The sequence below is a fragment of the Parasegetibacter sp. NRK P23 genome (assembly GCF_023721715.1).
GTDB lineage: Bacteria > Bacteroidota > Bacteroidia > Chitinophagales > Chitinophagaceae > Parasegetibacter.
Genome location: NZ_JAMDLG010000017.1, coordinates 129671 through 150702 on the forward strand (window position 1 = coordinate 129671; position 21032 = coordinate 150702).

A 21032-nucleotide genomic window follows, 5' to 3' on the forward strand; every position below is an offset into this window, starting at 1 on the left:
CTATCTGAAGAATAAAGTGTGTCCGTTGTTCAGCACATGCACCATACCGGTATTGGTCTGGATACCTGCCGTTTGTACACGCACCCTTCTGGCATCGGTAGCGGTAAGTTCCGCTGAAACTATGGGCGGCGGCACGTCTCTCAGCAACAACGCGTAATACACGATGCGCGGGAAAGAACCCACGTTCGGGTTATACCCCAGGTTGGCGTCGTTGGTGAACTCCCAGGAAGTAACCGCATTGGCACCAGTTTTGAGGGTGGGTGTTACCAGACCATTCTCCGTGAGTTTATCGAAACTGAGGGGTTGGTTCACGAGGTAAACATTGATGGAATCGGTGAACTTGGGCAATTCATACTTAATGAGTGAATCAATCGTCCATTTTCTGAACGGATCAATATTCTGTTCCTGCACTACCCTTCTGTTGAGGTAATTGGTGATCGCGTAATCGGTCGGTGCGAAGAAAGTGGTATTGCTTTGGTTGATTTTATCCTTCAGGCCGGCCTTATCGATCAGCAGCAGTAACGTATCGAATAATCCCTGCGGATGGGCTTTCAGGAAATCGTAGGTGGTCATCTCCACTTTGGCGTTATGGGTATCCTTGCCGCTGAAATAATCGTCTCGTTTGCATGAAGTGGCGCCTGCGGCCAGGGCAAGCACCAGCAATAATATGGGTGTGTATTTCATTTTAAGCGCTTTTAGTGATTTTTCCACCATTCGTTTTGGGTGAGCAATACATTCTGCGGCAATAATTTCCGCATGGCGAGCGGCCAGTTGTAGCCTTTCTTATCCACCCTTTCAGTGGTATACGGTTCAGGCAGCGCGCTTCTTTTATCGGGGTTGGTGATGAGCATTCTGATCTTATCGAAAGCGACCTGACCTTCTCCATACAATTCGCGTACGCGTTCATCGTAAATTTCATCGATGGTGAGGTCGGCGGGCACTGTAAGCGGGTCCAGACCTGCACGCTGGCGAATGACATTCATGTCGGAAAGCGCGGCGGTGGCGTTGCCTTCTTCAAATAGGGCCTCTGCACGCAGCAGGTGGATGTCGGACAAACGCAACAGCACCAGGTTATTGTCTACCACATAAGTATTGGGCCTGTTGGGATCGAAGTAATTCACGTTGGCGTACTTGGTGAGCAGGCTTTCTCCCAAAACGGTGGTGAACACCTGCTGTGCTCTAAGATCGGCGGGATCGTACAACTGGTTGAAAAGGTCCTCGTTTACGCGCCAGGAAGTATTGATGCCTTTGTTGCGGATCAGTGGGTCGGCGAGGAAATCTCCAAAGAAGCCCGCGCTTGATTCCGATTGGTTGGCGGCATCATACTTCATGAACAGTTCCAGTATGCTTTCTCCGGATGCGCCTTTCCAGATGTTCGCGTAACTGGACATGGGTTCCAGCGTATAACCACCTCTTTCAATCACACTGTCGCAATAAAGTTTGGCGGTGGCGAAATCTCTTTTCCACGCGTATACATGCGCCAGCATCGCCCATGCGGCCCCTTTATCGGCGCGGATCCGGGCGGAAGTGGTTCCCTTATTGAAGCCCAGCAAAGCCGCCGCTTTTTTCAGATCGCTGATACAATATTCCAGCGCTTCCTGGTCGGTGGAACGCGGTATGGGCTGAACATCAGTAGGGTTTTTGAGTGATTCCCTGGTAATAACGGGCTCTCCCCAAACTTTGGTAAGGTAGAAGTAGGTATAGGCGCGGAGGAAATGCCCCTCCCCTACGAACGCGTTCTTCTGTTCCTGTCCACCCTTGTATTTGGCTACCGGAATTTTTTCACCGTTTTCCACGATAAGATGGCATTGGTTAATAATACCGTAGAAGCGGGTCCAGTTGTGCAGCGCGTCCTCCAGGTAAGGCGCGTAGCTGTAATGGTATTGTTTGGTGGAGAGCAGGTCCTGGTAGTTCCAGAATGTACCGGCATCGAGGAGAAACTCATCCGCGGGAAGATCACCGAGGGTAAAATAAGACCTGGTATCCCTGAATGCGGTTCTGATTAATCCATAAGCGCCCGAAATGGCTTTGTCAACGTTGTCTCCCGTGCTCCAGAACACCTGATCGTAGGTGGCGTCTTCCGGCGCGAGGTCAAGGTATTTCTTGCAGGAAACGAGTGAGGTGCCCAGCAGCAGCGCTCCCGCAAGGTATTTCAGTTTATTGTTCCGTTTCATATTGAATTCGGTTTGAACTTTTAAAATGTAACTTCTAATCCAAGTGTGTATTTCCGTGGCAGCGGGTATGCACCGCCCCTGTATTCGCCCTGCGGGCTCACCAGTTCGGCATCCGGAACATTAGAGCGCTGGAACGCGTAAATGTTATCGATGATGCTGTACACCCTGGCGTTCTTCAGTTTAAGCCGGTCAATAAAGCTCCGGGGAAGTGTATACCCCATGGAGATGTTCCTGATCTTCAGGTAGCTTCCGTCTTCGTTCCACATGGTGGAGAAAGGGAGAAACTCATAGAAGTGTCCGCCGTAAGGAGAGAGTGAGGGGAAATTGGCCGAATAAGCCGGGTCCTTCGCGGCGCCGGTTGGTGTCCAGTAATTCCTTCCGGTGAGGTCGGGCAGCCTGGTGTTGCCAAAATCAGCGAGTGTGTTTCCACTGTAGTTCCATACGTTCGCGAACTGGTTCGCGTCGAAGTTGTTGATGATATCACGGCCAAGGGTAAACGTACAAAGTACGCTGAAGTAAAAATTCTTGTACGTGAACTCGTTGGTAAAACCGCCTGTAAGTTTAGGATTTGGATTTCCTGTTGGTACCAGGTCGCCATATTGCTCCCCGCGGTCCTCGTCGCTCCACACATCCCAGTCCTTGTTCACATCCACCCAGATGGGGTAACCGGGCAATACGGGGTTATAGGTTTTGAAATAGGACAGTTTTTGTCCGGTAACGGGGTTCACCGGTATCTCATCGAGCCTGTTGTATACGCCTCTGTATAACATCTGCGCCCAGCCGTAAGTGGGGCCGCCAACGGAAAACACCAGCGATTGGTTGTACCCGTAGGAATCCAGGAAGAAACTCCTGTTGCCGTTGGGCAGTTCAGCGATGCGGTTCTCGTTGAGGTTGAGGTTCACAATCGTGTTCCACTGTACGGCGCTCTTCTTGTTGAGGTTCCTGCTGGTTAAACTGAGGTCAAGTCCTTCGTTCAGCAGCTTCACCGGCGCATTGTAGGTAACGCTGGTATATCCTGTAAAGAAGGGGAAAGGAAACTGCAGGATAGGATTGGAGGTGTACCTGCGGTAGATGTCCGCTGAGAAACTGATCCTGTTCTCGAGCAATGCGACGTCCACACCTATATTCGTTTGCTTGGATTTGTTCCAGGTGAGGTCGGGCTGCGTGATGGGTTTGGTGAAAGATGGTGTGGCGATGACGGTTCCATTGTAGGTGCCCTGCGAAAGGTTCCATACGTTGAAAGGCGCATAGAAATCGTCGGGCATGGTACCGGATAAACCATAGCTGCCGCGGAGTTTGAGCATATTGAGCCAGCTGATGTTCTGCATGAAAGATTCATCCGACAGAATATACGCGGCGGATACCGCGGGGAAATAGCCCCATTTGGTACTGGAGCCGAACCTGGACGAAGCGTCCGCTCTCCACGAAAGGTTCAGGATATATTTCTGATCATAATCGTAGGAAACCTGTCCCATCGCTGAAAGCAGGCCCGCCTTCTGAATATAGGAAGAACCATACAAGTCCTGCTGCGGAATGCCCGACACCACCTGGATGTTGTCGTCGGGCACGTTATACCCTCCTACCGTACTTCCGGAGCGGGTATCAAACTGGAAACTCTGGGTGCCTACCAGTCCGAGGTTGTGTTTTTCCCCAAATGTTTTGGCATAAGTAAGGACGTTGGCCAGGTAATAAGATTCGAAATTACCGTTGTTGCTTTCCGCGAAAGAACGGTCGCCGGTGATATAGGTAGGCTGGAACCTGTCCCTGCGGTCCGTAGTTTTGGAAACGGAGCCCTGGAAGCTGTATTCAAAGCCTTTGGCGATATCATAGTTGCCCTGGAGATAGAGGGAAAGCAGGTCAGACTGGTTCTTATCTTTTATATCATCGAACTGTCCGTAGTAGAAGGCTTTCTGTTCTTCCGATACCATGTACAACGAAGAGGGCATTTGTCCGAGGTTGATGGGCAATACATCGTTCCTGCCTCTTCCCAATCCTCTTTTTCTATCCATGCGGGAAGCGGAAATATTCAGGTTCACATCCAGTTTGGGGCTCACCTTGAAATCGAAGTTTCCGCGTATGGAGAAGCGTTTGAACCCGGTGTTGCGTACGATACCGGCTTCATCGTAAAAGTTGACACCGAGCCTGTAGTTCACCTGGTCGTTGCCTGATGAAAGATTGAGGTCGGCATTGTTTACGTTACCGTTCTGGTAGAACATTTCCTGCCAGTCGGTAGCATTGTTGAAATAAGGATTTAAGCTGTCGCTCAATATCTGCGGGATGTTAGCCTGCTGCGCGAAAGTGCCGTATTCGTTGAACAGCGCCAGTTTTGCGCGGCGTTCATCCACGCCACCCAGTGTAGGCAGCAATTTTGGTTTCTGGGTAAGGCCGGTGTAATACGAAAAACGCAGTTGCGGTTTACCTGAGCGGCCCCTTTTTGTTTTGATGACGATCACCCCGTTGGCGCCCCTTGAGCCCCAAACGGCGGTGGCCGCGGCATCTTTCTGCACCACAACGCTTTCGATATCGTTGGTGTTTATCCCGGCGAGGAAGTTTGTTCCAGTGCTGCCGATTCCTTCCAGGTCAGTTACAGACATGGGAATTCCATCTATCACGTACAAGGGTGTACTCATTGTTCTGGCTTCATCCACGCCACTGTTCAGGTCCGTTACAATGGTCGTGTTCCCGCGAACGGTAAAGGTGTTCCGCACGCCTGGTTCACCGGTAAAGTTCTGAATGTTAACACCCGCGACGCGTCCCTGCAACATCTGATCGAAGCTGGGCGCGGGCATGTTTTCAATTTCCTTCCCGGACACCAGTTGCACGGCACTGGTTGTTTTACGCAGGGATTGTTTCTGGTAACCTACCACCACCACATCGCTCATCTGCGAAGAGCCCGCGTCTTCAAGTCGTACAGTAATGGTAGCTTCGCCCGCTTTCAGGGAGAAGGTCTGGGTTTTAAACCCCACGTAAGAGACCACGAGTTGATTTTTTCCTTCCGGAACATTCAGGGAAAAGCTCCCTCCTGATAAGGAAGTAGTACTTACCTCAGTTCCTTTCACCTGGATAGTGGCCCCTTCCAACGGGGCATTGGTTTTGCCGTCCTGTACAATACCACTGATCTTACGCGTTTGCGCCATCAGCGGATGAATACATGCCAACAGAAAAAACAGGCATGTCAGGGACACGACACCTCCTCTAACTTTTCGCATTAGTTTTGGTTTTTTGAGTAATGAATAAACGGTAGGGTTGGTTATTTGCAGTAAGGCATACAGGGGTCTGGCTTTCATCACAGTTCTGTTCCAACTGTGTATTGTGAAGTTGGCATTTTTTTAACAAAACCAGTACTGGCAGGCATTACAGCGCCTTAAAAGAAAAATACGCAAACGATTGAAATAGTTGTTTCAACCGTTTGCGTATTTTTTTTATCACGATAACCGAAGACAGACACGCAATCGTTTGCCGATCGCGAAAACCAATTATATACCCAGGTGAAAGTTGTTGCTTTCCGGTTTAGAATGTTCTTTGTTCATGAGTTGTTCCAACTCCTTTACTTTGGAAGGATAGCTTGTGGAGATATCATTCTTTTCCCCGGGATCGGTTCCGAGGTCGTACAGCTCGGTACGCAGTGGCGCATTGTTATTATTATAAAAACGAATAGCCTTCCAGTTGCCGAACCGTACGGCCTGTTTAAAACCACCTTCATAAAATTCCCAATACAACACGCCATGCGGGCGTTGGTGTTCTCCTTTCAGTGATGGAAGAATAGAAAGGCCGCTTTTAGCAACTGGTTTGCCGCCCGCCACTTCAGTGAACGTAGGCAATATATCCCAGAAGGCGGCCTGAAAGTCCGAACTGGAACCTGCTTTCACCGCGGCTGGCCATTTTAATATAAACGGCACGCGAATACCGCCTTCATACATATCTCTTTTTCTGCCCCGGAACGGACCGCTGCTCTGGAAGCAATCAAATACATCCCCTGCGGTTCTGCCTCCTTCCGTATGTGTGCCGTTATCGCTGGTAAAGATGACGATGGTGTTGTCGTCCATTTTCAGTTGCTTCAGCAACGCGTTGATCTTTCCCACATAATCGTCCATACTGCTCACCATTGCCGCGTAAGCCGCTTTGGGATTGGGTTGTCCCCGGTAGTGCTGTCCTTCTTTCCAGGGTGTTTCCGGTTGAAAAATACTTTTGCCCTGTGCATCCAGGTATGGTTCCAGGTACCTTTCGGGCACACGGAGTTCCGCATGGGGAAGGGTGAAAGAAAGGTAGAGAAAGAAAGGCTGATGGCGCTGCCGCGCGATGAAGGCCATGGCAGAATCGGTGAACATTTCGTTGTAGAAAATATCCTTATTCAAACGAAGCAGATCGGTTGTACCGTTGTGCATGTACCAGATGGAATCACCATGCTGGAAATGCGCCTCTTTGTTTTCGAGGTGTCCCACAAAATAATCCCAGCCTTTTTTGTGCGGAACGCCGGTGGTGTGTTGAAGCCCAAGTCCCCACTTCCCTACCATCGCTGTTTCATAACCGCGTTGTTGCAGGTACTGCGGAAGAATGGTATCCTGTGGCCGGAGGTAGATGGGTGCGTTGCCCCTTATATAAGTCTTGCCTGTATGCTCACCGGTCATCAACGCTGCGCGGGATGGGGAACACACCGTACTGCCCGCATAGAAATCGGTGAACTTCATGCCCAGTTGCGCCATCTGGTCGAGTTGTGGTGTTTTGATCTTTTGCTGGCCATAACAACCAAGATCGCCATAACCCATATCATCGGCAAGGATAAAAATAATATTAGGCTGTTTTTGTTGCTGCGCCATGGCGTGGCAGGAAACGAGCAGTAAGGCAAGCAGGAATGGCTTCATAATAAGCGGTTTGGTGGAAAGAATCGTTGTCGAAAATACAATTCGCGCCGGGCTTTACAACCGGTTTTTACAACACAAACGTTTGCGCATCTTTTACGCAAATTCATGCAAATTCAATAGCTTCACCATGCAAAACTAACGCAAATGGAAAAGAAGGCGCCCACCATCAAGGAGATCGCGAAGCGGTTGAACATCTCGGTATCCACGGTTTCCCGTGCATTGCACAACCATCCCAGCATCGGGCTCAGGACCAAGACGCAGGTACAGCAACTGGCCAAAGAACTGAACTATGAGCCCAACCAAACAGCCATCTTTTTCAAGCAGGGCAAGACTTTCACACTGGGTGTGATCCTGCCCAACCTCGGGGAGGAATTCTTTTCCCAGGCCATCAGCGGGATTGAAGACGCCGCCACAAGGAACAACTACAACGTTCTTGTAGGGCAATCGCACGATGATGTGGAACGCGAGAAACAGATCGTGGAAACCATGCGCAAACACCGGGTGGACGGCATCCTGGTTTCTGTGTCGAAGAACACTTATACCTACGAACATTTTGAGCAACTCACGAATTACAATATACCAGTCGTATTTTTCGACCGGGTACCCCGCGAACCACACTACTACAAGGTGAACTGCTCTATGTTGCAAAGCACCACCGAAGCGGTATTGTTCCTGCTGAAAAGCGGCCACAAACGCATCGGCTTCCTGAAAGGACCGGAAAGCATCGGCATTACCGACGAGCGCCAGGAAGGTTACGAGGCAGCCCTGAAGAAGAACCGTTTAAAGATAGATCCCGCGCTGATCGCGGATACCGACCTCACCAAAGAAAGCACGCACAAAGCCATGCAGCAGTTGCTTTCGCTGAAGAACCGGCCCACGGCTATTGTAGCTTTCAACGACTATGTAGCGCTGGATGCCATCCAGTACGCGAAGAAAATGAAGATGAAAGTAAACAAAGACATCTGCTTCGTGAGCTACGCGAACCTGCCCATCGTGCATTACCTCGACCATCCGCCCATGGCTTCGGTGGAACAGTTCCCCTACCAACAGGGTGAAGAGGCCACCAATATGCTGATGCAATTGCTGAACAAAGAAGTGAACGGCGGAGAACCTGAAAAGAAACACGTGATACTCGAAAGCCTGCTCGTGTTCCAGGAAGAGCAGTAATCAGAATTTATATTGTACACGCACGGTGAACACATTGTCTTCGATGTCTTCCGTATAACCGGGTAATGCGGTTTCTTCGTTCTTCACCATATCGTACCAGGTGGTCACCTTAAAGTGATCATTCAGGTAATACACATAACCCATGCCCAATGTATTGTAGCGGACATCGGCTTCCGAGAGGTTCATGCCGGGTTTTATTTCCATCCCTTTCACGTGAATGTTGGGATCGTACCAATCATATTTCATCACGAACTGGTGCTTGTTGTTCACGATGTTCTGTAAATAATAGAAGAAGCCGCCGTTGAAATCACGGATATAACGCGGAAGTGCAGCCTCCGTTTGAGATGGGAAACTTACCGTGGTGAGTTCGCTGCCGGGCTGTGTGCCCTGCCAGTATTCGGCCCTGAACTCCGACAAACCGAAGCTGTTCTTTATTTTCAACTGCGCGTCGGCACTGTAATACTGTCGGCGGGAATATTCACCAATATTCGTTAAACTGGAATCCACGGCCATTGTCGGTTCTCCCAGCCTGTTCTTCGCATGTTCGTATACGTATTTTGAAAACTGTTGCGTACCGCCATGGTAATAGGATACACTTCCCGACAAATTCACTTTGTGCACCAGCTTTACAGGGCGCATACTCACCCTTGCGATCATGTCTTTTCTGCTGTCGAAATCCGCTCTTCCCGGGAGGCCCTGTCCATTGAATAAGCCGAGGTCTATCTTTAAGGGACGAAGTTTATGGCTATTGCGTTGTGGTTCGAATGACAACATCGCACCGAGATCGCGTTCCGTTTGCAACAATATCTGCGACATCCGCCCCCGTTCCGGCGCTTCGCGCACCACCGACGACCAGTTGATCTCGTAACCGAAAGGTCTGGCGAAAACACCTGTAGTGAGGGAAAACACATTGAATTTATTCTCATACACCTTTCCCCAGAAATCACGGATATTGACCCCGCGCTCCGTTCCATCAAACTGGAACACGAAAAACACGCGGGGCAGATTTTCTTCACTCAGCAAAAGATAATCTAGCCTGATCCTGCCCCTCCGCATCATGAACCTGCTATTGCTGGCGGGCTGAAAGTCGCCGCCATTATAGGTTTTGGTGCCATCATTTTTGGTAAGCTGGAACTGTGTTTGCATGTACCCGGAAAACCTGACGTTGCCGAACTTCTGCAACAGCGGCCTGAGCGTATCCATCACAAACAGGGAGGAATCGATCTGTGTAAGTGTATTCTGCGCAAATATGCCTGCGGATAACCCCAGACCAATCAATAGCAGGTACAGTCGCGTACGGAACGGCGTCATAACAATATCGAGATTGGTTCAAGCCTGCAAATATAGGCCATTATCCGAGGCCGAACACCTGGTGCATTTCAGGTATCTCCACGTCCCAGAAGCCTTTGCGCAGGAGTCGCTCCTTAAAGTCTTCCTGCACGGGCAATTCACCGTGTACCAGGAAAATTTTCTTTACCTGGCGCGGGTCCTGGCGGGCGATGAACTGGCAAAGGTCCTCATAATCGCCGTGGGCGCTTAAACTGCGGATAGAACCTATCTCCGCGTGTACTTCGTGTTGTATGCCGAAAATGCCCACTTCTTTCTGCCCTGCCATCAGCCTGCCGCCCAGGGAGCGCGGCTCACAGTAACCCACCATCAGAATCGCGTTCCGGCTGTTTTCAATATTGTTAGAGATATGGTGTTTCACCCTGCCCGCTTCCGCCATACCGCTCGCCGAGATGATCACACAAGGCTCGTTGCGGAAGTTAAGCAGTTTGGATTCGTCTACAGACTTCACATAACGCAGTCCTTTGAAACGGAACGGATCATCATCGCTTTCCAGTATTTTCTGGATGGTTTTGTTGAAGTATTTCGGATGCCTTTTTACGAGTTCGGTGGCTTCAATACTCAATGGACTGTCCACAAAATAATCGAGGTCGGGCAGCCTTCGTTCCAGTTCAAGCTGGTTCAGCGCGAAAAGCAGTTCCTGCGTACGTCCCACACTGAAAGAGGGGATAATGAGTTTACCTTTTTTCCGGATACATGTTTTTTCGATCCATTCCAGGAGCAGGTCGGGCGTGGCTTCGTGGAGGTCGTGCAAACTATTGCCGTAAGTGGATTCGAGGAGGAGGAAATCCGTTTGGGGAAAATCTTCGGGGGAACGAAGGATCACGTCCCTGTACCGGCCCACGTCTCCGCTGAAGGTGAGCCGTGTTTCCTGTCCGTTTTCCCTGATCTTCAGGTGAACGGCCGCGCTGCCGATGATGTGGCCGGCATCGGTAAAAAGAACGTCTACATCTTCATCAATGGAGAACCAGCCGCCGTATTCCCTTTGTTCGAACAACAACATCGCGGCGGCGGCATCTTCTTTGGTGTACAGTGGCCTGAGGTAGGGCTGCCCTTCTGATGCGCGCTTCTTGTTCGCATACTTCACATCATCTTCCTGTATCTGGGCGGAATCTTCCAGGAGAATACCGCACAGGTCGCGGGTGGCGGGGGTACAGTAAATCTTTCCTTTAAACCCTTCTTTCACCAGTTTTGGGATCAGCCCGCTGTGGTCTATGTGCGCATGGGACAAAACGAGTATGTCCACTTTTTCCGCGTCAAAACCGAAGCTGCGGTTCAATACATCTGTTTGTTTGCCCATGCCCTGGAACATGCCGCAATCGAGGAGTATTTGTTTGCCGTTGGCCAGTGTAAGGAGGTGTTTGCTACCTGTAACTGTTCTTGCGGCGCCGTGGAATGCTATTTTCATGATTTTATTTTTTGGAGGGATGGATTGATTGGTTATAGTTCTCTTGATTTGTAGAAACGCCTCACCCCAACCCCTCTCCGGCCGGAGAGGGGCAGGAACAACACGAGAGGATTCGTTTATTCGAGTATTGATAGCTGTTATGTTTGTGTTTTTTGTTTGAAGGACCAGGTGAAATGGAATACGGCCACGGTTTCGCCTGCTGTGTTTTTCCCGGTAGCGGTGGCGGTAAATTGGGTGCTTTCTCCGGAGGAACAGGCCAATTCCACCGCTTGCGCTATTTCATGGCCATCTGTACATTCAAAAAAAGTGTGGCTGATGGCCTTTTTAAAATATTCGGCTTCCATTTTCACCACGAGCATGGAAACTGCTGGCTTTCTTCCAAATATGGCATTCATGGCCAGCAATCCGGTGCTCATTTCAGCCGCCATGGCAAGACAGGCAAAATAAGTAGACCGGAATGGGTTGGTGGAGAACCATTTGTAAGGAACCGAAACGTTTGCCCTTTCCCCATCGAAATAACGCACACGCACACCTGCAAAATAGGCCGATGGCAATTTTGTGACCAGGAAGAGCCGCAGCTTGAGCGGGTTCGCAACAATATCACGGAAAGATGACATAGGCAACCGTTATTTTATAAGTGAACTAGTTGTTCTTCCCAATCTGCACCAAACAGCCCATTGCGCCATCCGCAGCGTTGGAACGCAATGCTACCATTCCGTTTGAAGTGGTGGAAACGGTTGCGCTTCCGGCATTCACCGAACGGAGCGCGGAATTCAGTTTCGCCGCATAGTCGCCGGATGCATTGTTGAGTTGCGCATTAAACGCGAACTGATCAATGGGTTCTTTGCTGACCACCACAGCCATAAAATCGCGCGTACCCAGACTATCTGCCATCAATGACTGGTTCTTCGGAAACAACCGGTATCCCGTGATGCCACAATAAGGTGTATGCTTCGATTGTTTGGGATCGTCTTCAGAAGGATAGGGAAACAGGATATAACCTGAGCCATCCGTTTCCTGCCCGAAAACATAAATATAACAGGGAACATTGTTCTTCACTTCAATTTTAAAACGTGTTCCCGCTTCAATGTTACGGGTAGTCTCCAGGCCATTTCCTCCCGTTGACCTCAACGCGATGTATGATTTATCTTCATTTTTCACCAAACCCACCGACACTTCAAGCGGCGTTCGCTGTATTGTTTCCGTGGCGGGCATGGTATTCACCCCATAAGCTTCCCGCACGAACCGTTTAAAATCGCCGTACCGCACCCATGCGGTGCCGTTGTTGCCCCATTCCGGCCCCCAGCTGTTGTAGAGCAGGAAAGCGCCGCCGTATTTACGGTCGTCATAACCCACCACACACATGGCGTGACCACCGAAGCCCATCATGGATTCATCTCCCGGAGCAGGCTCCCAGAGGGCTTGCCCCATCATGGGTTGCATGAAACTTTGTCCCACCATCATGCCGATCACAACCGGGGCATCCGTGGACAAGTGTTCCTTAATACTTCTGATCGAAATGTCCCGGGTACTTTCAGTGGCCGTAAGCCGGTTGAAGCCGTGCATCCGGTACTGCGCCGCTTCCTGTACGAGGGATGGCGGCGGCTGGCGGGTACAATTGTTTTCATCGTAAGGGAAAGCGTCGTAAGGAACAGCGCCCTTTCCCTGCATATATTCCATGGCACGGATGATGTAGGAACCCTGGCAACCTTCCAGTCCGATCTGGTTGTAAAGGAATGCCGGAGAGAAAGCGATGTTATCGGGATTTTCACCGGTGCGGGCAGCTTCCAGGATGGTGCGGGCCGCATAAGCGCTGCTCCAGGCCACACAACTGCCCTGTGCGCCCTGGTTTTGTGCCGAGGGTGCAAAACGCAGCAGGGATACGGCTTCCGGCAGGGGATTCTTGCCCTGGTCATCTTCCAGTCCTTCATACACTTCGGCTTTCGCGAACTGCTTTGGATCGAGTACGCCACCCGTGGCCAGCTTAGACAACTGATCGAACATGCCGCTGCCGGTAGCGCAACCGCCACCACGACCCATCAGGAAATACGCGCCTATTCCGATCACGAGCAGGAAGAGGATGCCTTTGCCGCGAAAAAGACCCAACAAAAGCGGCAATAGATTGAATAGGCCTCCGCCGCCGGAGAAGCCGCCACCACCGCGGGAACCACCGCCGCCGGAATCGTTGTTGTCGTTGTATTCGTTAGGATCCTGGGGATCATCTACCATTCGGATGGGCATGGGTCAAATGATTTTGGGAAACTAAATGTAAGGTTTTCAGGGAAGATTTCCATTGAAGGGGTTTGCCGTTGGGTTAAAATACCGATTGCGGGAGGAGATAATCACGGTGTGTTGAATGGTGTTTTGGCCGGGTGGATTTTTATTGGGTACAGGTGCGGAACTTTGTTGAAAATGGTGTGGGATGAGAAGAGGTGCGGTGTATTTAATTACGAATAGTTATCATAATGTGTTGTATGTGGGGTCTACGGTTAGTTTGAGGCGGAGGTTGCTGGAGCATCAGTCGGGGTTTTACGGGAAGAGTTTTAGCAGGAGGTATAATGTGGATAAGCTGGTGTATTATCGGTGGTTCGGGACTTTGAGAGAGGCGCGGGAGGAGGAGCAGAGGATAAAGGGCGGGAACAGGAGGGCGAAGGAGAAGTTGGTGGAGGGGATGAATAAGGGATGGAAGGATTTGTGGGGCGAGGCGGGGGATGGGGAGGAGGAATGAGTTGGGGAGGGGTTGGTTTGCTGGTTGGGTGCGGGGGGGTTGGTTGGAGTGGGGAGCTTGTTTTGAGTGGGGAGCTTGTTGAGGTGCGGGGGGATTGGGTGGGTGGCGAGGGGAGATTGCTTCGGCACCTGCGGTGCCTCGCAATGGGGGGCCCCGGAACTACTTCAAAAAAATCTTTTTGTTTCAAAGGTACACTCAAAAATAGGGAACGGATCAGGCTGTTATTCAACCGGGATATCAGATTCTTAAGAGCGCTCCGGGGCAATAAGTTAATGGCGGTTATCTTACGATAAGCTGGCCGCTGTCTATTCTTTCATCATTTTTAAATATCTCGAAAAGGTAGGTTCCTTTACTGAGTTGTTGCAGGATGGTGGTCTGGTTGGATTGAATCAGTTTTTGCCGCACCAGTTTTCCGTCCAGGTCAAATACATACAGTTGATACTGCGCGGAACGGGAGGATGTTGTAGAGAAATATACAATGCCATTTGCCGAAGGATTGGGGAAAACAACCGCTTCCTTTTTATCCTTTTCATCCGTGGAGTATTGTATTGGGACGATAACAGACTGCTCAGCGCTGCGGTTAAGGTACACCGTTTTTATGCGGTAGTAATTCTTTCCGGAAACCGGTTGTGTATGCAGGAAAGTATAAGCCGCTTTGGAAGCCTCGGTATTGAGTTTGAATTTAACGATGCCTACCGCGCTGAAACTTCTTCCGTTGGTGGAATGCTGAATTTCGAAATGAAGAATGTTCTTCTCATCGGACAATTCCCATTGCAACTGAACTTCTTTGTTGTTTACCAGAGAAGCAGTTAGTCCGCTCACCGGCTGAAAACTGATACTGGCCGGAGCATAAAGCGGGGCTCGGAAAAATGGCCCGCATGCGTATAAAGAAACGCTTCGTTCCAGTTGGAAGACGCCTGCATACAATTGGAGTCCGGCAAAACTCAAACATACCGGAAGCAACAACTTACAGGAACGAATAAACGAAACAGAGTAGCATTTTCTCATACGCACACGGGCACGGGGGTTAGGGATAAAACAAAAATCAGGGTACGGATCTAAATACGGGCCTTATTGCTAATTGAATTTGTTGTTTACCATACCGGGCAACGGGTCTGGCGGAGCGATGCTTTATCAAGCAGGCTTCCTACTCTCCAACCCAGTTTGATGCCGGCCGAAAAGAAAGAGTCGTTCTGCTTGGGGTTACCACGCTGATCACCTTCGCGACGGGTGAAACCAGGACGGGTATTGCTCTGGAAAAAGTTTTGTCTGTCCGACATCTGGTAGGCCACCGCTACCTGATTCGCTGGCAGGTAATTGGCGAATAATGCGGGATCAATGTAGTTGGTGCTTACATCATCAATGTAATCGGTGAAGGTAACGCGGTGCATCACTTCGAATCCTACATGGAAACGTTCGTTCACATAGTATTTGAATCCAATGCCAACGGGGATGAGTGTTTCAGTGAGTTTATATTCCTTCCTGTCGGGATATTCGGCCATGCCCTGTCCTTCGGTACGCAAGGGTTTAAGGTCAACCCATGTTTTTGCTTTGGTGGCAGGATTGATGTATTCCGCCTGGGGATTGAATTTGAAGATACCCGCGCCAATCACACCGTAGGGGCGGAACTTGTGCCATACATCAGAAGGATCGTCTTCAAAAAATACGGTGGGGTAAAATTCAATGGCGCCATACGCCTCGAGGAGGTTAGACCTAAAGCCGAGATCACGTGCACGACGGGCTTCTTCAAGGCCGCCTTTGCCATTGATCACACTATCGTGTCCTTCAAGCCGACCAACGTTCACGGCTACACGAATACCAAACGCGGGAGAAAGGTGCGCGGTGGCATATACGCCTTTCATTAACCGGAAAAATTCGAAATTGTTGTCTTTGAGGAATCGTTTGCCTTCTCCGTAGTTTCCGCCCACATCCCCCAGGAAGTTCATCGGGGCGACGTTCAGCCCTATTTCAAGGCCGGGGTTTCCAAAAGAGAGCGATTGCGAGAAGGATGTTTGCCAGGATAAGAGCAACCCTACGAATACACCCGTTCCCAAAAAAGAGTGTAACTTCTTCTTCATGAATATTAGATTTTAGTTTTCAAATAGTATTGGATCAACCTGCTGCCGTTCCGTTCTCCGGCACGATCTTTGAACTTAGACCGGCAGCCTCATAGCCACGTGCTCAATGCCATCTTCCAGGTAAACATCACCTTCGGAAATAAATCCCAGAGATGTGTAAAATTTGTTAAGGTAGCATTGTGCTCCTATCTTAATCGGGATTTTTCCGTATTTATTGTGTACCAGCGCGATTGATTTTTCCATCAATATTCTCCCGATACCTGTTCTCCGCACCAATGGGGAAGTAACCACCCTTCCGATAGATGGTTCTTCGTAAGAAACACCCGGTGGCACCAGCCTGGTGTATGCGACCAGCTTCCCTTCCTGCCAGGCCATCAGGTGGTCGCAAACCCGGTCCTTATTGTCCAGGTCCTGGAAAACGCACTGCTGCTCCACGATAAATACTTCGATCCGCAATTGAACGATCTGGTACAACGCTTCAGTATTCAATTCAGAAAAATGTTTACAAATCCACTCTACCCGTGGAAAACTACCCTGCTTTTGCATACACATATTTTTAATACCCATATTTTTCCTGCCACAAACTTCTCAGGTGTTTGCGCAGTTCTTCTTCCCTGGCGTTTTTCCCGGGATCATAAAACTTTGTTCCGGCGATTTTTTCAGGAAGGTATTCCTGTGGGGAGAAATTTTTATTGTAATCGTGGGAATACTGGTAGCCTTGTTTGTAGCCCAGTTCCTTCATCAGTTTGGTGGGCGCGTTGCGGAGGTGCATGGGAACCGGGAGGTCCCCTTCCCTGCTTACCATTGCCATCGCTTCGTTGATGGCCATATAAGAGGCGTTACTTTTGGCGGATGCCGCCAGGTAGGTGGCGCATTGCGACAGAATGATCCGTGCTTCGGGGTTACCGATCTTGTTCACGGCCTCAAAAGTGGCATTGGCCAGCAACAGCGCATTAGGATTCGCGTTGCCGATATCTTCACTGGCCAGGATTACCAGCCTGCGGGCGATGAACTTAATATCCTCTCCTCCCGCCAGCATCCTCGCGAGCCAGTACACCGCGGCATTGGGATCGCTTCCGCGGATGGATTTAATGAAAGCGGAAATAATATCGTAATGCTGCTCGCCTTGTTTATCATACATCGCCACTTTTTGCTGGGCGATCTCCATCACGGCATCATCGGTAATTACGCCGTTCTTTCCCAAGGTGGTGACCACCAGTTCCAAAAGGTTAAGCAATTTTCTGCCATCCCCGCCGGATATGCGCAAGAGGGCTTCTGTTTCTTTCACCTGGACTTCAATTTCCCGCAGGTAATCATCGCGCCGGAAAGCGTCTTCTATCAGTCGCAGGAGATCATCTTTATCTAATGCCTTCAATACATATACCTGGCACCTGCTCAACAAGGCGCTGTTCACTTCGAAAGATGGGTTTTCGGTGGTGGCGCCGATCAGTGTTACGGTACCTTTCTCCACTGCGCCCAATAAGGCGTCCTGCTGCCCTTTGTTGAACCGGTGTATCTCGTCTATGAAGAGGATCGACTGGCTATCCAGTTTGGCCTTTTCAATCACTTCACGTACTTCTTTCACGCCGGAAGAAATTGCGCTTAACGTGTAGAACGGCACTTCAAGGGTATGGGCTATAATATGGGCCATCGTAGTCTTTCCCACGCCCGGTGGCCCCCACAGGATCATGGAAGGAATTTTGCCCTGGGCGATAGCTTTGCGTAGAATGCTGCCTGGCCCGGTAAGGTGCTGCTGCCCGGCAAGATCGTCCAGTTGTTGTGGACGAAGCCGTTCCGCAAGCGGTATATTGGGTACTAACATGCGCTTAGTTTGAAAGACTGCTAAGGTAAAATTTAATGAGGGGTGGGAAAAGAAAAAGATGGATATACATAAGAAAGTTATGTATATTCGTGTATGAACAATTCAGGTTTATACCGGGGATGCCTGGAGCCGATCGTGCTTCAACTTTTAAAAGAGCGGAAGCGCATGTATGGATATGAAATTACACAAGAGGTCAAACAGCGGAGTAATGGGGCGCTACATATTACCGAAGGCGCTTTATACCCCTTGCTCCACAGACTTGAAGCTGACGGCGCACTGGAAGTGGAGACCGCAAGAGAAGGGAACCGCATCCGAAAATATTACAAGTTAACGGAAGCCGGGAAAAAAGCATCCGCCAAAGCGATGGATGAGTTGAAATCATTCCTTGAAACAATGCACACCATCATAAAACCTCAATTCACCTGAAATGGATCCTATGCAACAGGAAGCGATACGCTTTTGCGAGAAAAAAGGAATTAAAGAATATGATGTTCAGTTAGAGCTTGCTGACCACATCTGTTCTCTCCTGGAAGAGAAAGGGTACAATGCCACTGAAATGCAGGTCGCATTTAAAAACGAAACCCGTTTTCGCGAGTTTGTAAGCGATTGGAGTATGATTCTGAACACAAAGAAGCGGGAGATCGCCCGTACCGTTAAACAATCCTACTTTAAGGAGCTCAGGGCAAATTTCACACTTCCAAGATTAATACTGATCTTATTAATATTTGCAGGCGCAATCTGGACCGTTAAAGCGGGGTATTCAAAAGAAACATTACCAGTGCTGCTGCACATTTTCAACATCATCAATTTAGGGGTATTAATAGTATCAGGGAACAATATTCTATACAGGAACCGTAGTGAACGTAAGCTCCCGTTATTAAGCATAGCTGTCCTCCGTAAGATGGAATACCTGTATTGTTTACCTGCCGCGTTATTCCTGGCACTTGTAGCGCTTGGCAGCATCTATGCACCGGAATATTTTACGCCGCAACGTTCGGACGTTATTGTGCTCATTTATCCTATTGTGGTAACGGTACAACTAGCCTGGAGTTTTGCGCTAATAAAAATGCATAAGAAAATCAGAAAGATGTATAGCGAGGCTTTTGCATAATCTTTCTCTTATCCCTGCTCCCGCTGCCTGTACCACTTCAACAAAGAAATGTTCAGCAAGACATTTATAGCTACAGACAAACCGAACACCAGCACAAAATACCCTACGCCGCGGAACATCTTCTCCACGTTAATTTCTTTGGGCATTTCAGGCAGTTCAACCTGGTCTATAAGTTCTTTTGTATTGCCGATCACTTGTACACCCTGAAACACACAACCCACCCCAAGCATCAGGGCAAGAAACCCGATAAAACGAATACCGGTGGGCGTTTTGCTGTCCAAAGGAAATTCAGGGTTTACAATACTCTTCCTCAGTTGGAGCGCCGCATAACTGTGCAGTACAACTGATCCTATCAGCAGCAGTTGCAATATGGCTACAATGCCACCGCCCATCAATGCCTGGATCAGTCCGAAAAGCGTAATCAACCCGCCGATGATCAGGTTGATCCAGGAAAGTACACCTGTTATATTCGTGAATTTCTTCATAAAGGATATTGCGGAGGCTGAAACTTAGTTCAGTCCCAGTTCTTTCTTTTGTTTCGCGTCAATTTCGGAAGGTGCATCCAGCATCACATCCCGGCCACTGTTGTTTTTGGGGAAGGCGATAAAATCCCGGATGCTTTCGCTGCCCCCCATGATGGAGCAGAGCCTGTCGAAGCCAAAGGCTATGCCGCCGTGTGGTGGCGCGCCGTATTCGAAGGCGCCGAGCAGGAACCCGAATTTGTGGCGTGCTTCTTCGTCGCTCATGCCCAGGGCCGCGAACATTTTCTCTTGGAGTTCACGCTGGAAGATCCGGATGGAACCACCGCCAATTTCGTTGCCGTTCAGCACCATATCGTAGGCGTTGGCCTTGATGCCCGCGTAAGGATGCGACAGGTAGTTGGCCTGGTCCTCGATCACCGGATTATTATTGATCATGATACTGATATGATCCGGTTTCGGAGAGGTGAACGGATGGTGGCGCGCCACCCATCTGCCGGGTTCATCGCCATCCGCCTCCGCGTATTCGAAAAGCGGGAAATCGAGTACCCATAACAGTTTGAACTCATCTTTTTTCCGCATACCAAGGCGTTCACCCATTTCAAGGCGCAGTTCACTCGTGGCTTTGCGGGTTCTTTCTTCCAGACCGGCAAGGATCAGGATCAGATCGCCGGGTTGCGCCTTACAATCAGCGGCCAGTTGCTTTAATTTATCGGCATCGAAGAATTTATCGACACTGCTTTTGAAGCTGCCATCTGTATTGCATTTGATGAACACCAGCCCGTTCATGCCGATCTGCGGGCGTTTTACCCAGTCGGTGAGTTCATCGGTTTGTTTGCGGGTGTATTCGCTGCAACCGGGCACAGAGATGGCGAGCACGGTTTGCGCGTCATCAAATACTTTGAAGCCTGCGGCCGCGATGGTAGCGTTGTCGTCTCCGGTGAAAGGAGATTTCAGGTTAGTGATTTCCATGCCGAAGCGGATATCGGGCTTATCGTTGCCGTAGCGGGTCATGGCTTCATCCCAGCTCATGCGCTGCACTTTTTCGGTGATGTCCACATTTTTTACTTCTCTGAAAATATGTTTGATCATGCCTTCGAACATGGTGAGGATATCTTCCTGTTCCACGAAAGCCATTTCACAATCGATCTGGGTAAATTCAGGTTGGCGGTCAGCACGCAGGTCCTCGTCACGGAAACATTTCACTACCTGGTAATAACGGTCGTAGCCGCTCACCATCAGCAATTGCTTGAAGGTTTGCGGCGATTGCGGGAGCGCATAGAACTGTCCCTGGTTCATGCGGGAAGGCACCACGAAATCGCGCGCGCCTTCGGGTGTGGATTTGATCAGGAACGGCGTTTCGATATCCATAAAATGGTTTTCATGGAGGTAGTTCCTGGCGGCCCGGTTCACAGCGTAACGCAGTTCCAGGTTCTTTTTCACGGCGTTCCTGCGGAGGTCAAGGTAACGGAACTTCATCCGGAGGTCATCTCCCCCATCGGTATCATCCTGGATGGTGAAGGGTGGAACGGCGGATTTATTCAGAATTTTATAAGAAGTAACATTGATCTCTATATCACCCGTGGGGATATTCGGGTTCTTATTGGTCCTTTCCACCACGGCGCCTGTGGCCTGGAGTACAAATTCCCTGCCCAGCGGCTGCTCATCCAATTGTTGGTTGAGCGATTCGCTGAATACGAGCTGCGTGATGCCGTAGCGGTCGCGGAGGTCCACAAAAGTGATGCTGCCGAATTTCCTGACGGTCTGCACCCAGCCGGCCAGGGTTGTTTCCGTTCCGGTATGGGCCGCTCTCAGTTCGCCGCAGGTATGGGTTCTGTACATATAGAAAGTTATTA

General features: G+C 49.9%; 18 protein-coding genes. 4 read left to right on the forward strand and 14 right to left on the reverse strand.

Annotated features, from left to right (window positions below; all coding sequences use genetic code 11):
- The 4 genes from M4J38_RS18250 to M4J38_RS18265 form a co-directional block, all read right to left on the reverse strand.
- Window positions 1-684 carry a fasciclin domain-containing protein gene (locus tag M4J38_RS18250; protein WP_251761247.1) on the reverse strand — a complete coding sequence of 228 codons (684 nt, stop codon included), beginning with the start codon at window positions 682-684 and terminating at the stop codon, window positions 1-3.
- Window positions 685-695: 11 nt separating this feature from the next.
- Window positions 696-2174: a RagB/SusD family nutrient uptake outer membrane protein gene (locus tag M4J38_RS18255; protein WP_251761248.1), complete on the reverse strand. Its 1479-nt coding sequence runs from the start codon at window positions 2172-2174 to the stop codon at window positions 696-698.
- Between the two features lie 20 nt (window positions 2175-2194).
- Window positions 2195-5383, reverse strand: a complete 3189-nt coding sequence (locus tag M4J38_RS18260) for a SusC/RagA family TonB-linked outer membrane protein (RefSeq protein WP_251761249.1) — start codon at window positions 5381-5383, stop codon at window positions 2195-2197.
- Window positions 5384-5650: 267 nt separating this feature from the next.
- The gene (locus M4J38_RS18265) at window positions 5651-7036 is read right to left on the reverse strand and encodes an arylsulfatase (RefSeq protein ID WP_251761250.1); all 1386 of its coding nucleotides are present in this window, start codon (window positions 7034-7036) and stop codon (window positions 5651-5653) included.
- Between the two features lie 144 nt (window positions 7037-7180).
- Between M4J38_RS18265 and M4J38_RS18270 the strand changes: the two genes are divergently transcribed.
- Window positions 7181-8203, forward strand: coding sequence for a LacI family DNA-binding transcriptional regulator (locus M4J38_RS18270; RefSeq protein WP_251761251.1), 1023 nt, complete (start codon window positions 7181-7183; stop codon window positions 8201-8203).
- Here M4J38_RS18270 and M4J38_RS18275 read toward each other — a convergent pair whose 3' ends face one another.
- The 4 genes from M4J38_RS18275 to M4J38_RS18290 all read right to left on the reverse strand — a co-directional run bounded on the left by M4J38_RS18275 (window position 8204) and on the right by M4J38_RS18290 (window position 13199).
- Window positions 8204-9514 (reverse strand): porin, encoded by a 1311-nt coding sequence (locus M4J38_RS18275; RefSeq protein ID WP_251761252.1) that lies wholly within the window; start codon window positions 9512-9514, stop codon window positions 8204-8206. It abuts the gene before it with no gap.
- 40 nt (window positions 9515-9554) lie between these two features.
- Entirely contained in the window at window positions 9555-10958 is a 1404-nt protein-coding gene (locus tag M4J38_RS18280) for an MBL fold metallo-hydrolase (RefSeq protein ID WP_251761253.1), read from the reverse strand.
- A 137-nt stretch (window positions 10959-11095) separates the two neighbouring features.
- A complete protein-coding gene (locus tag M4J38_RS18285) occupies window positions 11096-11575 on the reverse strand; it encodes a DUF4442 domain-containing protein (protein WP_251761254.1) in 480 nt (159 codons plus the stop codon).
- A 25-nt stretch (window positions 11576-11600) separates the two neighbouring features.
- Complete coding sequence (locus M4J38_RS18290) at window positions 11601-13199, reverse strand: C1 family peptidase (protein ID WP_251761255.1); 1599 nt, start codon at window positions 13197-13199, stop codon at window positions 11601-11603.
- 181 nt (window positions 13200-13380) lie between these two features.
- Between M4J38_RS18290 and M4J38_RS19765 the strand changes: the two genes are divergently transcribed.
- Window positions 13381-13686, forward strand: coding sequence for a GIY-YIG nuclease family protein (locus tag M4J38_RS19765; protein WP_256469249.1), 306 nt, complete (start codon window positions 13381-13383; stop codon window positions 13684-13686).
- Window positions 13687-13965: 279 nt separating this feature from the next.
- On the opposite strand, the gene M4J38_RS18305 is transcribed toward M4J38_RS19765, so the two are convergent.
- The 4 genes from M4J38_RS18305 to M4J38_RS18320 form a co-directional block, all read right to left on the reverse strand.
- Window positions 13966-14508 (reverse strand): T9SS type A sorting domain-containing protein, encoded by a 543-nt coding sequence (locus M4J38_RS18305; protein ID WP_251761256.1) that lies wholly within the window; start codon window positions 14506-14508, stop codon window positions 13966-13968.
- A 272-nt stretch (window positions 14509-14780) separates the two neighbouring features.
- Window positions 14781-15764 carry a DUF6089 family protein gene (locus M4J38_RS18310; protein ID WP_251761257.1) on the reverse strand — a complete coding sequence of 328 codons (984 nt, stop codon included), beginning with the start codon at window positions 15762-15764 and terminating at the stop codon, window positions 14781-14783.
- 75 nt (window positions 15765-15839) lie between these two features.
- On the reverse strand, window positions 15840-16310 hold the full coding sequence (locus tag M4J38_RS18315; RefSeq protein ID WP_251761258.1) for a GNAT family N-acetyltransferase: 471 nt from the start codon (window positions 16308-16310) through the stop codon (window positions 15840-15842).
- A gap of 10 nt (window positions 16311-16320) precedes the next feature.
- Complete coding sequence (locus M4J38_RS18320) at window positions 16321-17586, reverse strand: replication-associated recombination protein A (RefSeq protein ID WP_251761259.1); 1266 nt, start codon at window positions 17584-17586, stop codon at window positions 16321-16323.
- 93 nt (window positions 17587-17679) lie between these two features.
- On the opposite strand from M4J38_RS18320, the gene M4J38_RS18325 reads away from it, so the two are divergent.
- Together M4J38_RS18325 and M4J38_RS18330 are read left to right on the forward strand one after the other, a co-directional pair.
- A complete protein-coding gene (locus M4J38_RS18325) occupies window positions 17680-18012 on the forward strand; it encodes a PadR family transcriptional regulator (protein ID WP_251761260.1) in 333 nt (110 codons plus the stop codon).
- Between the two features lies 1 nt (window position 18013).
- A complete protein-coding gene (locus M4J38_RS18330) occupies window positions 18014-18697 on the forward strand; it encodes a hypothetical protein (protein WP_251761261.1) in 684 nt (227 codons plus the stop codon).
- Window positions 18698-18705: 8 nt separating this feature from the next.
- Here the strand turns inward: M4J38_RS18330 and M4J38_RS18335 are convergent, their stop codons facing one another.
- The gene (locus tag M4J38_RS18335; protein WP_251761262.1) at window positions 18706-19182 is read right to left on the reverse strand and encodes a hypothetical protein; all 477 of its coding nucleotides are present in this window, start codon (window positions 19180-19182) and stop codon (window positions 18706-18708) included.
- 24 nt (window positions 19183-19206) lie between these two features.
- Window positions 19207-21018 carry an aspartate--tRNA ligase gene (gene aspS, locus M4J38_RS18340; RefSeq protein ID WP_251761263.1) on the reverse strand — a complete coding sequence of 604 codons (1812 nt, stop codon included), beginning with the start codon at window positions 21016-21018 and terminating at the stop codon, window positions 19207-19209.
- Window positions 21019-21032 lie beyond the last annotated feature (14 nt).

Coding starts and splice junctions, on each gene's coding strand:
- M4J38_RS18325 (WP_251761260.1), top strand. CDS start 17,680: ATGAACAATTCAGGTTTATACCGGGGATGCCTGGAGCCGATCGTGCTT.
- M4J38_RS18335 (WP_251761262.1), bottom strand. CDS start 19,182: ATGAAGAAATTCACGAATATAACAGGTGTACTTTCCTGGATCAACCTG.
- M4J38_RS18250 (WP_251761247.1), bottom strand. CDS start 684: ATGAAATACACACCCATATTATTGCTGGTGCTTGCCCTGGCCGCAGGC.
- M4J38_RS18320 (WP_251761259.1), bottom strand. CDS start 17,586: ATGTTAGTACCCAATATACCGCTTGCGGAACGGCTTCGTCCACAACAA.
- M4J38_RS18315 (WP_251761258.1), bottom strand. CDS start 16,310: ATGCAAAAGCAGGGTAGTTTTCCACGGGTAGAGTGGATTTGTAAACAT.
- M4J38_RS18280 (WP_251761253.1), bottom strand. CDS start 10,958: ATGAAAATAGCATTCCACGGCGCCGCAAGAACAGTTACAGGTAGCAAA.
- aspS (WP_251761263.1), bottom strand. CDS start 21,018: ATGTACAGAACCCATACCTGCGGCGAACTGAGAGCGGCCCATACCGGA.
- M4J38_RS18270 (WP_251761251.1), top strand. CDS start 7,181: ATGGAAAAGAAGGCGCCCACCATCAAGGAGATCGCGAAGCGGTTGAAC.
- M4J38_RS18285 (WP_251761254.1), bottom strand. CDS start 11,575: ATGTCATCTTTCCGTGATATTGTTGCGAACCCGCTCAAGCTGCGGCTC.
- M4J38_RS19765 (WP_256469249.1), top strand. CDS start 13,381: ATGAGAAGAGGTGCGGTGTATTTAATTACGAATAGTTATCATAATGTG.
- M4J38_RS18265 (WP_251761250.1), bottom strand. CDS start 7,036: ATGAAGCCATTCCTGCTTGCCTTACTGCTCGTTTCCTGCCACGCCATG.
- M4J38_RS18255 (WP_251761248.1), bottom strand. CDS start 2,174: ATGAAACGGAACAATAAACTGAAATACCTTGCGGGAGCGCTGCTGCTG.
- M4J38_RS18275 (WP_251761252.1), bottom strand. CDS start 9,514: ATGACGCCGTTCCGTACGCGACTGTACCTGCTATTGATTGGTCTGGGG.
- M4J38_RS18310 (WP_251761257.1), bottom strand. CDS start 15,764: ATGAAGAAGAAGTTACACTCTTTTTTGGGAACGGGTGTATTCGTAGGG.
- M4J38_RS18290 (WP_251761255.1), bottom strand. CDS start 13,199: ATGCCCATCCGAATGGTAGATGATCCCCAGGATCCTAACGAATACAAC.
- M4J38_RS18330 (WP_251761261.1), top strand. CDS start 18,014: ATGGATCCTATGCAACAGGAAGCGATACGCTTTTGCGAGAAAAAAGGA.
- M4J38_RS18260 (WP_251761249.1), bottom strand. CDS start 5,383: ATGCGAAAAGTTAGAGGAGGTGTCGTGTCCCTGACATGCCTGTTTTTT.